12 protein-coding genes are annotated in these 14,146 nt (G+C 70.4%); 5 read left to right on the top strand and 7 right to left on the bottom strand.

From position 1 onward, the window contains the following. Positions 1–110 precede the first annotated feature (110 nt). A complete protein-coding gene (locus tag ACFVZW_RS30850; protein WP_384528168.1) occupies positions 111–1,463 on the bottom strand; it encodes a class II 3-deoxy-7-phosphoheptulonate synthase in 1,353 nt (450 codons plus the stop codon). A gap of 155 nt (positions 1,464–1,618) precedes the next feature. On the opposite strand from ACFVZW_RS30850, the gene ACFVZW_RS30845 reads away from it, so the two are divergent. The 3 genes from ACFVZW_RS30845 (at position 1,619) to ACFVZW_RS30835 (ending at position 6,573) form a co-directional block, all read left to right on the top strand. After that, positions 1,619–4,450 carry an N-acetylmuramoyl-L-alanine amidase gene (locus ACFVZW_RS30845; protein ID WP_384528165.1) on the top strand — a complete coding sequence of 944 codons (2,832 nt, stop codon included), beginning with the start codon at positions 1,619–1,621 and terminating at the stop codon, positions 4,448–4,450. Between the two features lie 99 nt (positions 4,451–4,549). After that, positions 4,550–4,606: a trp operon leader peptide gene (locus ACFVZW_RS30840; protein WP_071892416.1), complete on the top strand. Its 57-nt coding sequence runs from the start codon at positions 4,550–4,552 to the stop codon at positions 4,604–4,606. Positions 4,607–4,704: 98 nt separating this feature from the next. Further along, on the top strand, positions 4,705–6,573 hold the full coding sequence (locus ACFVZW_RS30835; RefSeq protein ID WP_384528162.1) for an anthranilate synthase family protein: 1,869 nt from the start codon (positions 4,705–4,707) through the stop codon (positions 6,571–6,573). A gap of 3 nt (positions 6,574–6,576) precedes the next feature. On the opposite strand, the gene ACFVZW_RS30830 is transcribed toward ACFVZW_RS30835, so the two are convergent. The 5 genes from ACFVZW_RS30830 to ACFVZW_RS30810 all read right to left on the bottom strand — a co-directional run bounded on the left by ACFVZW_RS30830 (position 6,577) and on the right by ACFVZW_RS30810 (position 11,562). Further along, a complete protein-coding gene (locus ACFVZW_RS30830) occupies positions 6,577–7,575 on the bottom strand; it encodes a 2-hydroxyacid dehydrogenase (RefSeq protein ID WP_384528159.1) in 999 nt (332 codons plus the stop codon). Positions 7,576–7,735: 160 nt separating this feature from the next. After that, positions 7,736–8,764: a 6-phosphofructokinase gene (locus ACFVZW_RS30825; protein ID WP_384528156.1), complete on the bottom strand. Its 1,029-nt coding sequence runs from the start codon at positions 8,762–8,764 to the stop codon at positions 7,736–7,738. Positions 8,765–8,916: 152 nt separating this feature from the next. After that, complete coding sequence (locus tag ACFVZW_RS30820; RefSeq protein ID WP_384528153.1) at positions 8,917–9,588, bottom strand: response regulator; 672 nt, start codon at positions 9,586–9,588, stop codon at positions 8,917–8,919. Beyond that, positions 9,585–10,796 carry a MacS family sensor histidine kinase gene (macS, locus tag ACFVZW_RS30815; RefSeq protein WP_384528151.1) on the bottom strand — a complete coding sequence of 404 codons (1,212 nt, stop codon included), beginning with the start codon at positions 10,794–10,796 and terminating at the stop codon, positions 9,585–9,587. Before macS ends, ACFVZW_RS30820 begins: the two co-directional genes overlap by 4 nt. A 34-nt stretch (positions 10,797–10,830) precedes the next feature. Then, the gene (locus tag ACFVZW_RS30810) at positions 10,831–11,562 is read right to left on the bottom strand and encodes a lysophospholipid acyltransferase family protein (RefSeq protein WP_384528212.1); all 732 of its coding nucleotides are present in this window, start codon (positions 11,560–11,562) and stop codon (positions 10,831–10,833) included. Positions 11,563–11,794: 232 nt separating this feature from the next. Between ACFVZW_RS30810 and ACFVZW_RS30805 the strand changes: the two genes are divergently transcribed. Further along, entirely contained in the window at positions 11,795–12,577 is a 783-nt protein-coding gene (locus ACFVZW_RS30805; RefSeq protein WP_384528148.1) for an alpha/beta hydrolase, read from the top strand. Continuing rightward, entirely contained in the window at positions 12,570–13,184 is a 615-nt protein-coding gene (locus ACFVZW_RS30800) for a hypothetical protein (protein WP_384528145.1), read from the top strand. Before ACFVZW_RS30805 ends, ACFVZW_RS30800 begins: the two co-directional genes overlap by 8 nt. 40 nt (positions 13,185–13,224) lie before the next feature. Here ACFVZW_RS30800 and ACFVZW_RS30795 read toward each other — a convergent pair whose 3' ends face one another. Next, positions 13,225–13,968 carry an endonuclease/exonuclease/phosphatase family protein gene (locus ACFVZW_RS30795; RefSeq protein WP_384528142.1) on the bottom strand — a complete coding sequence of 248 codons (744 nt, stop codon included), beginning with the start codon at positions 13,966–13,968 and terminating at the stop codon, positions 13,225–13,227. Positions 13,969–14,146: the final 178 nt, after the last annotated feature.

Raw genomic sequence — 14,146 nt, 5'->3', positions numbered from 1 at the left:
TATACAAACCAAAAACAAAAACAACACTCTACATCTTTTCTATACATAATTTCAGATATTTTGTCACTATAAACTCAAACCCACACCCCCCCACAGTCGTAGGAAGCTACTTACTGATCGCGGTACATCTCGGCGACCAGGAACGCCAGGTCCAGCGACTGGCTGCGGTTCAGCCGCGGGTCGCAGGCCGTCTCGTAGCGCTGGTGCAGGTCGTCGACGAAGATCTCGTCGCCGCCGCCCACGCACTCGGTGACGTCGTCACCGGTGAGCTCGACGTGGATGCCGCCCGGGTGCGTGCCGAGGCCCTTGTGGACCTCGAAGAAGCCCTTGACCTCGTCGAGCACGTCGTCGAAGCGCCGGGTCTTGTGACCGGAGGCCGCCTCGAAGGTGTTGCCGTGCATCGGGTCGGTGACCCAGGCGACGGTCGCGCCCGAGGCGGTGACCTTCTCGACCAGCTCCGGGAGCTTGTCCCGGACCTTGTCGGCGCCCATGCGGACGATGAAGGTCAGCCGGCCGGGCTCGCGGTCCGGGTCCAGCCGGTCGATGTACGTCAGCGCGTCGTCGACCGTGGTCGTCGGGCCCAGCTTGATGCCGATCGGGTTCGCGATCCGCGAGGCGAACTCGATGTGGGCGTGGTCGAGCTGGCGGGTGCGCTCACCGATCCAGACCATGTGGCCGGAGGTGTCGTACAGCTTGCCGGTGCGCGAGTCCGTACGGGTCAGGGCACCCTCGTAGTCGAGCAGCAGCGCCTCGTGGGAGGCGTAGAACTCGACGGCCTTGAACTCGGCCGGGTCGGTTCCACAGGCCTTCATGAAGTTCAGCGCGTTGTCGATCTCGCGGGCGAGCGCCTCGTAGCGCTGACCCGAGGGGGACGACTTCACGAAGTCCTGGTTCCAGGCGTGCACCTGGCGCAGGTCGGCGTAGCCACCGGTGGTGAAGGCGCGCACCAGGTTGAGCGTGGAGGCGGAGGCGTTGTACATCCGCTTCAGGCGCTCGGGGTCCGGGATGCGGGCCTTCTCGTTGAAGTCGAAGCCGTTGACCGAGTCGCCGCGGTACGTCGGCAGGGTCACGCCGTCGCGGGTCTCGGTCCCCTTGGAGCGGGGCTTGGAGTACTGCCCGGCGATGCGGCCGACCTTGACGACGGGCACGGAGGCCGCGTACGTCAGGACGGCGCTCATCTGGAGCAGCGTCTTGAGCTTGGCACGGATGTGGTCGGCGGAAACGGCGTCGAAGGCCTCGGCGCAGTCGCCACCCTGGAGCAGGAACGCCTCGCCACGGGCGACGGCTCCCATACGGGCGCGCAGCTGATCGCACTCGCCCGCGAAGACGAGCGGCGGATACGACTCGAGGTCCGCGATCACATCGCGCAGAGCCTCGGCATCGGGGTACTCAGGCTGCTGCGCCGCGGGAAGGTCTCGCCAGGTGTTGCCACCGATAGCGGTGGTCTTAGCGTTCACGGTCACAACCACCACATTACGGGGTCCGGCGACCTGTCCAGGGACGCGACCAGTGACTGAGACGCGCGTCCGAAATGTCTGTGGACGGGGGTCACGCTTTCGAGTGGTGTTACCCTCACGCGCGTTTACATCTGAGGCTTGAATTGATCACAGGGGTGGGTGTGTCTCAAGGGCACCGCAGGGACCGCAAGAAGAGACGGCTGCTTTACGGTGCGGCGGCGGCGGTCGTCGCCACCGCGACGATCGGCACGATAGCCGTGGCGTCGCCCGGCATCCTGGGCTCCTCGGACGACAAGAACAGCGCCGACGCGTCGCTGCAGTCGCAGTTCGCGGACGCGGCGCGCGAGTTCGACGTGCCGCAGAGCGTGCTGATGGCCGTGTCGTACCGGCAGACGCGGTGGGAGTCCCACGACGGCGAGCCGAGTGTGACCGGCGCGTACAACGTCATGGGGTTGACGGATGTCGACGCGGAGGACATGGAGCCCGAGGCGGACGAGGAACGCCTCGAGCACATGAACCGGAGCGGCGACCCCAACGTCGAGAAGCACTTCGACGCGAAGAAGGCGCTGAGCACCACGCCGAAGGAGACCGTCGACACCGACGACCCGCGGCTGCACACCCTGGACAAGGCCGCCGAGCTGGTCGACAGCTCCGACGAGGCCCTGAAGAACGACCCCGCCGCGAGCATCCGCGCCGGCGCGGCGCTGCTCGCCGAGTACCAGAAGCAGGCGACCGGCGATCTGCCGGACGAGGCGGGGGCCTGGTACCCGGCCGTGGCGCGTTACAGCCAGGCACCGGACAAGAAGGGCGCCGACCTCTTCGCGAAGCGTGTCTTCGAGTCGATCAAGACGGGCGAGCGGGAGCTCACGACAGACGGCGAGCAGGTTGTCCTGCCCGCCGATCCCTCGGTCGAGCCCGTGAAGCCGTCGAACGTCCCGCTCGCGGCGACCTTCGCGGCGACGACGGCGACGGCCGACTGCCCTGTGGGCCTGAACTGCAACTTCATTCCTGCCGGTTTCCGGCAGAACAGCACGACCGACCCGACGGACTACGGCAACTACAACGTCGCCGGCCGTCCCCAGGCCGGCTACGACATCCGCTACATCGCCATCCACGACACCGAGGGCGGATACGACGGCTCGCTCGCCGTCTTCAAAAACCCGGCGTCGTACGCGAGCGCGCACTACCTGATCCGGGCCTCGGACGGTCTCGTCACCCAGATGGTCGAGAACAAGAACGAGGCCTGGCACGCGGGCAACAAGACCCTCAACATGCACTCGATCGGCATCGAGCACGAGGGCTACGCCATCAAGAGCGGCTCCTGGTACACCGAGCCGCAGTACGAGTCCTCCGCCGCTCTCGTGAAGCACCTGGCGACCAAGTACTCCATCCCGCTGGACCGCCAGCACATCATCGGCCACGACGAGATCCCCGGCGTGCTCGACGAGAAGGTCCGCGCCCAGCACTGGGACCCGGGCCCGTTCTGGGACTGGAACCACTACATGTCCCTGCTGGGCGCCCCGACGGGTGTCGGCGGCGCGGGCGGGCTGCTCAAGGCGGGCCAGGTCGTCCGCTACGTCCCGCCGTTCACCACGGCCAACCAGCCGAAGCTGACGTACGGCGGCGCAGCGGTCGCCCCGCGGCCGTCGAACTTCGGCTACCTCTACTCCTCGCCGTCGACGAGCTCGTCGACCCTCACCGACCCGTACTTCTCGTCGACCTGGTCAGAGGGTTCCAACTGGGCGAACAAGCTCGTCGCGGGCGGCGAGTACGTGGTCGCGGAGAGCCAGTACGACTGGACCGCGATCTGGTACGGCGGCAAGAAGGCCTGGTTCTACAACCCCGGCGGCCAGTGGACCGTCCCGGTCGGCACGGGCACCAGGACGGCGGTAACGCCGAAGGCCGGCCTGGCCTCCGTGAAGGTCTACGGCCGTGCCTACCCTGAGGACGCGGCGTACACGGGGACGAACGTCGCGGTTCAGAGCCGCGGCCAGGAGGCGCTGACGCAGTACAGCAAGCTGCTGCTGTCGGGGCAGAAGTACGTCCAGGGCGGCGCCCCCGTCGCTGGTGACTACTACTACGGCGGCACCTTCGACGGAACGGGCGCCGGCTCGCGCACCCTGGTCAAGGGCACGACGAACCTCTTCATCCCGATCCGGTTCAACCACCGCATCGCCTGGGTCAAGGCGTCCGAGGTGGAGGTGGTCTCCGCCGCCACCCCCGTCACCGCCACCAACCGCTACAACGTCATCGCCCGTGACAGCTCCGGCGCCTACTGGCAGTACCAGGGCACCGGCAACGCGAACTTCCAGTTCCTGCGCCGTTACCGCGCCGGCACCGGCTGGAACGTCTACAACCTGGTCACCCCGATGACCGCGCTGCGTGCCGACGGCATCGGTGACGTCGTCGGCCGCGACGCCTCCGGTGTCCTCTGGTACCACCAGGGCAGCGGCAACCCGAACTCGCCCTTCAAGGGACGGGTCAAGGTCGGCTCCGGCTGGGGCGGCTACGACCAGATCGTCGGTGCCCGCGACCTCACCGGTGACGGCAAGGCCGATCTCCTCACCCGCGAGAAGTCGGGCGCGGTGTACCTCTTCCAGGGCACCGGCAACCCGGCCGCGCCGTTCACCGGTCGCACGCAGCTCGGCACCGGCTGGCACGTCTACAGCACCATCGTCGGCGCCGGCGACCTGACCGGTGACGGCAAGGCCGACATCCTGGGCCGCGACAAGACCGGCGTCCTGTGGATGCACAAGGGCACCGGCAACGCCACCGCTCCGTATGCCAGCCGGGTCAAGGTCGGCACCGGATGGAACATGCACAACGTCATCCTCGGCCCGAGCGACCTGACCGGTGACGGCAAGGTCGACCTGATGGCCCGCGACACCACCGGCGTGGCGTGGCTGTACCCGGGCACGGGCAACGCCGCGTCCCCGATCGGCGGGCGCATCAAGATGGGTCCGGGCTGGCAGATCTACACCATGATCTTCTGATCCTTCGGATCGGATCGATCGCGGGAAGGGGCCCGGCTCGCACCGTCCACGGTGCGGACCGGGCCCCGTTTCCATGTCCGGCTGGGCTACAGTGCTCGCATGTTCGCGCCGCAGATCCAGAACTGGTGGTGGACCGCTCATCCGGCGGCCCACTGACTGCGCGTACACCGAGACACGCAAAGGCCGCCCCGAGGGGCGGCCTTTCTCGTACCCCCGAGGCCGTTCCTCTCCGACTCCCGGAAGGAACACGCTCCATGGACCTCTCCCGTCTCCTCGACGACTCCTGCCCGCCCTTCGCCCTGCTCCGCAGGCGCACTCCGGGCCGTGATCACGACACCGTCGAGGTGCTGATCGGCGCGGTCCACGAGGCCGAGCGGCTCGCGGAGCTGCCCGTCGGCGCGCTGCCGACGCTCGCCCTCGTGCCGTTCCGGCAGATCCGCGAGCGCGGCTTCGACGTCCGCGACGACGGCACCCCGCTCTCCGTGCTGGTCGCCGAGGAGGCGTACGAGCTGTCGCTCGCCGCCGCGATGGAGCAGCTGCCTGGCCATGACGTCCGGGTGGAGGGCGGCGGGTTCGACGTGTCGGACGAGGCGTACGCCGAGACCGTGCGGCGGGTGATCGACGAGGAGATCGGCTCCGGCGAGGGCGCCAACTTCGTCATCCGCCGCACCTACACCGGCGAGATCCCGGGCTTCGGTCGGGCCGACGCCCTCGCGCTGTTCCGCCGTCTTCTGACGGGCGAGCGGGGCGCGTACTGGACCTTCGTCGTCCACACCGGAGAGCGCACGCTGGTCGGGGCGAGCCCCGAGGTGCACGTCCGGATGGCCGGGGGAACGGTCGTGATGAACCCGATCAGCGGCACGTACCGCTACCCGGCCGGCGCCGCACCGACCCCCGAGGACCTGCTGACCTTCCTCGCCGACCGCAAGGAGACCGAGGAGCTCTCCATGGTGGTCGACGAGGAGCTGAAGATGATGTGCACGGTCGGCGACATGGGCGGGGTGGTGATCGGCCCGCGGCTCAAGGAGATGGCGCATCTCGCGCACACCGAGTACGAGCTGCGCGGCCGTTCGTCCCTCGACGTCCGCGAGGTGCTGCGGGAGACGATGTTCGCGGCGACCGTCACCGGCTCCCCCGTGCAGAACGCCTGCCGGGTCATCGAGCGGCACGAGGCCGGCGGGCGCGGCTACTACGCGGGCGCCCTGGCCCTGCTCGGCACCGACGAGAACGGGGTCCAGACGCTGGACTCCCCGATCCTCATCCGGACCGCCGACATCTCCGGGGACGGGCGGCTGCGCGTGCCGGTCGGCGCCACCCTGGTGCGCCACTCCGACCCGGCGGGCGAGGTCGCCGAGACCCATGCCAAGGCGGCGGGCGTCCTCGCGGCGCTCGGGGTACGGGAGGGGCGGCCGCGCGAGGAGTCCCCACGGGCGGCCCGGCTCGCGGACGATCCGCGGGTGCGGGCGGCGCTGGACGCCCGGCGGGCCGACCTGGCGCCGTTCTGGCTGAGGATGCAGGTGCGGTCGGCCGAGCTGAGCGGCCACGCGCTGGTGATCGACGCCGAGGACACCTTCACGGCGATGCTCGCGCATCTGCTGCGCTCCTCGGGCCTGGAGGTGTCGGTCGTCCGCTACGACGAGCCGGGGCTGCGGGAGCTCGCGCTCGCCCACGACGGCCCGGTGGTGCTCGGCCCCGGGCCCGGCGACCCGGGTGACGCGGCCGACCCGAAGATGCGCTTCCTCCGAGGCCTCACGGCCGATCTCGTCCGGGACCACCGGCACGGTCTTCTGGGCGTCTGTCTGGGCCATGAGCTGATCGCGGCCGAGCTGGGCCTGGAGCTCGTCCGCAAGCGCACCCCGTTCCAGGGGGCGCAGGTGCGGATCGACCTCTTCGGGCAGGAGCAGACCGTCGGCTTCTACAACAGCTTCACCGCCCGCTGCGACGACCGCACCGCCACCGAACTTGCCCTGCACCGGATCGAGGTGAGCCGGGACGCGGCGACGGACGAGGTCCACGCCCTGCGCGGACCGGGCTTCGCGGGGGTGCAGTTCCACCCGGAGTCGGTGCTGACGATGGAGGGGGCGGCGCTGACCGCGTCCCTGCTCGCCGGGGTGCTGGTCTAGCGGCTAGGAAGCGGCCGGGACCAGGACGTTCTCGCCGCGCCGCCCCGCGGTGTAGTCGAGGACGTTCTGGACGGTCGTGGCGATGATCTGGCCGACCGCGTCGACCGTGAAGTACGCCTGGTGGGAGGTGACCACCACGTTCGGGAAGGTCACCAGCCGGGCCAGGGTGTCGTCCGCGACGACCTCCAGTGACTTGTCGAGGAAGAAGAGCCCGGCCTCCGCCTCGTACACGTCGAGTCCCACGCCCGTGAACCGGCCGGCGCGGAGCTCCGCCACCAGCGCCTCGGTGTCGATGAGGCCGCCGCGGCTGGAGTTCACCAGGATGGCGTCCTCCTTCATCGTCCTGAGGGCGGCGGCGTCCAGGAGGTGCCGGGTCGCGGGGAGCAGCGGTACGTGCAGGCTGACCAGGTCGGCCTCGGCGAGGAGCTGCTCCTTCTCGACGTACTCCATGCCGAGTTCGACGCAGGCGGGGTTCTCGGCGACGTCCCAGCCGAGGAGGCGCATGCCGAAGCCGTGGGCGATCCGGGTGAACGCCTCGCCGATCTTCCCGGTGCCGAGGACACCGACCGTGCGGCCGCGCAGGTCACGGCCCATCAGCCCGTCGAGCCGGAAGTCGAAGTCACGGGTGCGGTTGGAGGCGCGGACGATCCGCCGGTTGACGGCCATCGCCAGGGTCCAGGCGAACTCGGCGACGGAGTACGGGGAGTAGTACGAGACCCGGGCGACGGTGAGGCCCAGCCCGGCGGCCACGTCGAGGTCGATGTTGTTGAAGCCGGTGGAGCGCTGGGCGATGCACTTCGTGCCGCCGTCGGCGAGGGTCCGCAGGACCCGTGCGCCGAGGTCGGCGTTGACGCTCGTGGAGACGATCTCGTAGCCGGCGGCGATGGGGGCGGTGTCCTGGGAGAGGAACACCTCCAGGCAGCGGATGTCGTGGTGTCCCGCGAAGGCATTCTCGAGCAGCGGCTTCTCGTCGGCCTGTACACCGAATGCCAGGATTTCCACGGATCCCCTCCCGGGGGTTCGCCGGAATTGTCGGGTACCGGCGAATATACGACCCCGGGAGCGGTCCGCGCCGCAGGCCGGGTCGGCCGACGCCGGGTCAGCTGATGCCGGGTCGGCCGACCGGCTGGAACACCGACCGGCCCCACCGGCGCCGCTCCGCTCAGCCGAAGAAGACCCCCACCTCGGCGTACAGCGCCGGATCGACCGTCTTGAGCCGTGCCGTGGCCTCGGCGATCGGGACGCGGACGATGTCGGTGCCGCGCAACGCGACCATCTTCCCGAAGTCCCCGTCGCGGACGGCCTCGATGGCGTGCAGACCGAAGCGGGTGGCGAGCCAGCGGTCGAAGGCGCTGGGGGTGCCGCCGCGCTGCACATGGCCGAGGACGGTGGTCCGGGCCTCGTTGCCCGTCCGCCGCTCGATCTCCTTGGCGAGCCACTCGCCCACGCCCGAGAGCCGGACGTGTCCGTACGAGTCGAGGGTGCCGTCCTTGAGGACCATGTCACCGTCCCGGGGCATCGCGCCCTCCGCGACGACCACGATCGGGGCGTACGTGGCCTTGAAGCGCGAGGTGACCCAGGCACAGACCTGGTCGAGGTCGAAGCGCTGCTCGGGGATGAGGATGACGTTGGCGCCGCCGGCGAGACCGGAGTGCAGGGCGATCCAGCCGGCGTGGCGGCCCATCACCTCCACCACCAGGACCCGCATATGAGACTCGGCGGTGGTGTGGAGGCGGTCGATGGCCTCGGTGGCGATCCCGACGGCGGTGTCGAAGCCGAAGGTGTAGTCGGTGGCGGACAGGTCGTTGTCGATGGTCTTCGGCACGCCCACGCAGGGGACGCCGTACTCGTCGACCAGCCGGGCGGCGACACCGAGGGTGTCCTCGCCGCCGATCGCGATCAGGGCGTCGATCTCGCACTTGGCGAGGTTCTCCTTGATCCGGCGGATGCCGTGCTCCACCTTGAGCGGGTTGGTGCGCGAGGAGCCGAGGATGGTGCCGCCGCGCGGCAGGATGCCGCGGACGGCGGGGATGTCGAGTCGTACGGTGACGCCGTCCAGCGGGCCGCGCCAGCCGTCGCGGAACCCGGTGAACTCGTAGCCGTACTCCTGGATGCCCTTGCGGACGATGGCGCGGATGACCGCGTTGAGACCGGGGCAGTCGCCGCCCCCGGTCAGTACGCCGACGCGCATGGAGCTCTCCTTCACCGTGGCGGACGGGATGCGCGACCCACGCTAATCGTGACGTGGGTCACTCCGACACAGCGCGAAGAGTGAATTGTCCGCGCCCGCCCGGAGGATCGGGCGCGACGCGTACGGACGCCCGGCCCGGCGCGCCCGGATGCTCAGGCGTCGTCGAGGCCGCGCTCGATGGCGTACCGGACGAGCTCCACCCGGTTGTGCAGCTGGAGTTTGCCCAGCGTGTTCTGGACGTGGTTCTGCACGGTGCGGTGCGAGATGACCAGGCGTTCGGCGATCTGCTTGTAGCTCAGGCCCTTGGCGACCAGGCGCAGGACCTCGGTCTCGCGCTCGGTCAGCTGTGGGGCCTTCGACTCGTCGCCGCCGGCCGCCGGAACGGGCTCGGAGGCGAGGCGGCGGTACTCACCGAGGACCAGGCCCGCGAGACCGGGCGTGAAGACGGGGTCGCCGGCGGCGGTGCGGCGCACGGCGTCGATCAGCTCGGCCGTGCTGGCGGACTTCAGCAGATAGCCGGTGGCGCCGGACTTGACCGCCTCCAGCACGTCGGCGTGTTCGCCGCTCGCGGAGAGCACGAGGACCCGCAGCCGGGGGTTGGCGCCGACCAGCTCCTTGCAGACCTGGACGCCCGGCTTTGCGGGCAGGTTGAGGTCCAGGACGAGGACGTCCGGGGCGGCGGCGCCGGCGCGGCGCACGGCCTGCTCGCCGTCGCCCGCCGTGGCCACCACGTCGAAGCCAGCCTCGGCGAGGTCGCGGGCGACCGCGTCCCGCCACATCGGGTGGTCGTCGACGACCATCACTCTGATCTGCTGCTCGCTCATCGCGTTCCTGCCTTCCCCCGTGGATCCCGCGGGACCTTCAGTTCTACTTCCGTGCCCTGGCCCGGGACCGAGATCAGCTCGGCCGTGCCGCCCAGGTCGCGCAGTCTGCCCCGGATGGACAGCGCGACGCCCATCCGGCCCTCGCCCTCGGCCTGGGCGAGCCGCCCCTCCGGGATGCCCGGGCCGTCGTCCCGTACCGTCACGATCACCTCGTCCGGCCAGTCCTCGACCAGGATCCAGGCCCGGGCGTTCCCGCCCGCGTGCACCCGGACATTGTCCAGGGCGGCGCCGACGGCGGCGGCCAGCTCGCGGGCGGCGGCGGACTGCAGCAGGACCGGGGCGCCCGGGTCGGAGAGCGTGACCTTCGCCCCGGCGCGCGGAGCGAGCAGGGCGCGCAGATCGACCGGGCAGTCGTCGTCCGGCTCCTCGACGATCCGGACCACGGCCCCTTCCGACTCGTCCTCGGAGACCAGCGACGGCCGGGTCAGCCCGCCGGCGACCAGGGTGCGCAGGGCGACCTCCTGCTCCCCCGCCATCCGGCCCAGCTCGGCCGCCTCGCCGCCCAGTGCCGTACCGCGCCGCTGCACCATCGCCAGGACCTGGAGGACGCTGTCGTGGATGTCCCGGGCGAGCCGCTCCCGTTCCCGGGTCGCGGCCTCGATCTCCAGGGCGCGGGCGAGGGTGCGTTCGGAGGCGCGGGCGACCTCGACGACGTATCCGATGGCGATGGACGCCACCCACACCAGGAGGACGTTGTGGAGGGTGTCCCGGGTGGGGTGGGCGCGCTCGATGATGTTGGCGACGGCGACCAGCGAGGAGGCGAAACCGGCCCAGCGCCAGCCGCCCTTGATCGCGTACGCGAGGACGGCTCCGGCGGTCCATATCGTCGGCAGGGTGGGCCCGTCGACCGACTGGGCCTGCTCGTCCGCGAGCGGGGTGAGCAGGATGCCGGTCAGGGCGACGGCGAGGTCGGCGATCAGGAAGCGCTTGGTGCAGCTGGCCGCGTTCGCCACCTTGGGCAGGGTGGCCAGGGTCCAGGCGCACATGACGGCGAGGAAGGCGACGGCCACCCAGGGCCGCTCGTAGCGGTCCCGGGCGAAGACGAAGATCAGAACGGCGTAGATCATCGTTCCGACGCGGTACGCGGTGAGCGCGCGCCACAGCGGCTGCTCGACCGACATCCGCACGACACGCTCGCGCTTGGCCATCTCCCCCACCCCCCGGCGTCCCTCTACGAGAGGGTCAGGCTCCGGACTCTTCCCGCGCCGCGATCTCGGCCTTGACGGCCTCCTTTGCGGCCTTCTCGGCATCCGCGATCTGACGCTTGGCGGCGGTCGCGTAGATGTCGACGTACTCCTGGCCGGACAGCTTCATGATCTCGTACATGACCTCGTCGGTCACCGAGCGGAGGATGAAGCGGTCGCCCTCCATGCCGTGGTAGCGGCTGAAGTCGAGCGGCTTGCCGATCCGGATCCCCGGCCGCATCAGCTTGGGGACGACCTTGCCGGGCGGCTGGATCTTCTCGGTGTCGATCATGGCGACCGGGATGACCGGCGCGCCGGTGGCCAGGGCCACGCGCGCGAGGCCGCCGGGCTTGCCGCGGTAGAGACGGCCGTCGGGCGAGCGGGTGCCCTCGGGGTAGATCCCGAAGAGCCCGCCCTTCTCGATGACGTCGATACCGGCCTTGATCGCCGCCTCGCCGGCGCCGCGCGCGCCGGAACGGTCCACGGGGAGCTGGCCGACGCCCTTGAAGAAGGCGGCGGTGAGCTTGCCCTTCACTCCGGGCGAGGTGAAGTACTCGGCCTTGGCGATGAAGGTGACCTTGCGGTCGAGGACCGCGGGCAGGAAGAAGGAGTCCGAGAAGGACAGGTGGTTGCTCGCGAGGATCGCCGGCCCCTCGGCGGGAATGTTCTCGAGGCCCTCCACCCAAGGCCTGAAGGCGAGCTTCAGTGACCCTCCGATGGAGAACTTCATTGCGCCGTAGATCAACTCGAGTACCTTCCGTGTGCTGTCGGACAGACCTTATCCCGCCTTTTCCCGCCTGCCCTCGCGGGTGTGGCCGTGTGCGGCGCACCTTCGTGCGAACGGCCCTGGTCGGTGTCGGTCCGGTCGCGTACGGTGAAGGTTCTTCCCTCTTTCGTCGTTGCTTCGTCGCGGTACTCGCCGTACTCGCATCCCCGAAGCCGAACCCGAACAGGAGACCCCGGTGCCGGTCCTTCCTGGAGCCGAGCCGTACCGCCATGAGGGCGGAGAGGTCGGCGTCCTTCTCTGTCACGGTTTCACCGGTTCCCCGCAGTCGCTGCGCCCCTGGGCGGAGTATCTGGCCGAGCGCGGTCTCACGGTGTCGCTGCCGCTGCTGCCCGGGCACGGCACGCGCTGGGAGGACATGCAGCTCACGACCTGGCACGACTGGTACGCGGAGGTGGACCGGGCGCTGCGGGAGCTGCTCGCGAGCTGCGAGCGGGTCTTCGTCTTCGGTCTGTCCATGGGCGGGGCGCTGTCGCTGCGTCTCGCGGCCAAGTACGGGGACGCGGTGCAGGGCCTCGTGCTGGTGAACCCCGGCAACAAGGTCCACGGCCTCGCGGCGCATGCGCTGCCGGTGGTCCGCCACTTCGTCCGGTCGACGAGCGGCATCGCCAGCGACATCGCCAAGGAGGGTGCGGCGGAGATCGGGTACGACCGGGTGCCGCTGCACGCGGCGCACTCCCTGCGCCGGTTGTTCCAGACGGTGGACGCGGAGCTGCCGCAGGTCACGCAGCCTCTGGTGGTCCTGCACAGCCCGCAGGACCATGTGGTGCCGCCCGCCGACACGGCGCGGATCCTGAGCCGGATCTCCTCGACGGACGTGAAGGAGATCCTGCTGGAACAGAGCTACCACGTGGCGACGTTGGACCACGATGCGGAGCGGATCTTCGAGGAGAGCTGGGCGTTCCTCTGCCGCCTCGCTCCGGAGGCGGTCGGGGAGAAGGGGAGCACGAGCAGTGGCTGAGCAGCAGGACGGCGAGCGCGAGCCGCAGCCGATCGACGAGGAGGCGGCCTGGGCCGCGATCGTCGCCGGGTACGGCGAGGAGCCGGCGGACCCTCCGGGGGCGAAGCCCTTCAGATCGGTGGAGGACCTGGCGCTGCCGGAGCCCGTGGAGGGTTCCGACGACGGTGACGACGACGAAGACGACGAGGAGGAGGAAGAGGACGGCGAGGACGAGGATCCTCGGAAGTCCGTCCTCGGCGGCTCGGTCGTCTTCGCTCCCGGGGTGAGCGTGGGCGGTGGTCCGCGCGACTACGAACTCGCGGACCCGGACGCCGAGACCGACGAGAAGCCGGCCGGCAAGAAGGGCGACGACGACGAGGGCCACTTCGTCCCGCCGGAGCCGCCGCCGCTGCCGGAGGCGGACGCGACGACGAAGTTCGCATGGCTGGGCGTCGTCGGCGGTCCGGTGCTGATGCTGCTCGCGGTGCTGTTCCAGTGGGGCATGACGTGGTGGCTGACGACGCTCTGCGTGGGCGGCTTTCTCGGCGGCTTCGCGACGCTGGTGGCGCGCATGAAGCACGACGACGATGACGGCTTCGACGACCCGGGCCGGGGCGCGGTGGTGTAGCGGGGCCGCGCTCCCGGCGCCGCGGGCGGACTCCGTCCGCTCAGGTCGCCGGGATCCTGACCGCCGCCAGGACCGGAAGGTGGTCCGTCGCCGTTCTCAGGTCCCTCGGGTCGAGGTCCGGCGGGACTCCGCAGCCGAGGAAGTCGACGCCCTCCGTCGCCAGGATCGCGTCGATGCGCTGGTGCGGATCGGTGGGCGTCGAGGTGTACTCGCCGCCCCAGGGGCTGGCCGTCCAGCCGTCCTGGAGCTCCTTGGTCAGGCGGGTGAAGCTCCGGCCGCCGGGGCGTTCGTTGAGGTCCCCGGCGACGATCGTGTGCGGGACGCCCATGGCGGCGACCCGGTCGAGGACCATCCCGGCCTGCGCGTACCGTTCGTCGCTCCGCAGGCTCAGATGACAGCTGATCAGCCCGACCCTCGCGCCCGCGAACCGTACGACGGCGGTCGCGAAACCGCGCCGGTGCAGCCCGGGGGTGAGCGGCAGCAGGACGTCCTCGGTCCATTCCACGGTGGCCCTCAGCGAGCACATCAGCAGCGGCCCCGCGGCCGTGGCGCCGCCGCTCAGCACGACGAGCTCGCTCTTGGCCGCGAGCCGGGCCGCATGCTTGCGCCAGCGGAAGAAGCGCGGCGCCTCCTGGACGAAGACGAGATCGGGGGCGCAGGCGCGGATGACCCGGGCGAGGGCGTCCTCGTCGTCGCGCATCGAGCGGATGTTGTAACTGAGCACCCGGACGACGGCCGAACCGTCCGCCTCGGTGCGGGAGTTGGGCAGCGCGGTGATCGCCATGCGCAGCAACATACGACAACAGCCCGCGGGTCCCCAGAGGGCGCGACCGGGCAAACGGTGGCCTCGACGCGCGGAACCGGGGGGGGGCGGGCCCCCGCGGCGGCGGCGGGGGCGGGGGGGGCGCCACACACAGACACCACACAAACCCCCGAGCGCGCGCAGTCGAGAGGTGGGGGGT

This window comes from Streptomyces sp. NPDC059567 (assembly GCF_042735655.1).
In the GTDB taxonomy this organism is placed as follows: domain Bacteria; phylum Actinomycetota; class Actinomycetes; order Streptomycetales; family Streptomycetaceae; genus Streptomyces.
This window is presented reverse-complemented; position numbering and strand designations above follow the sequence as displayed.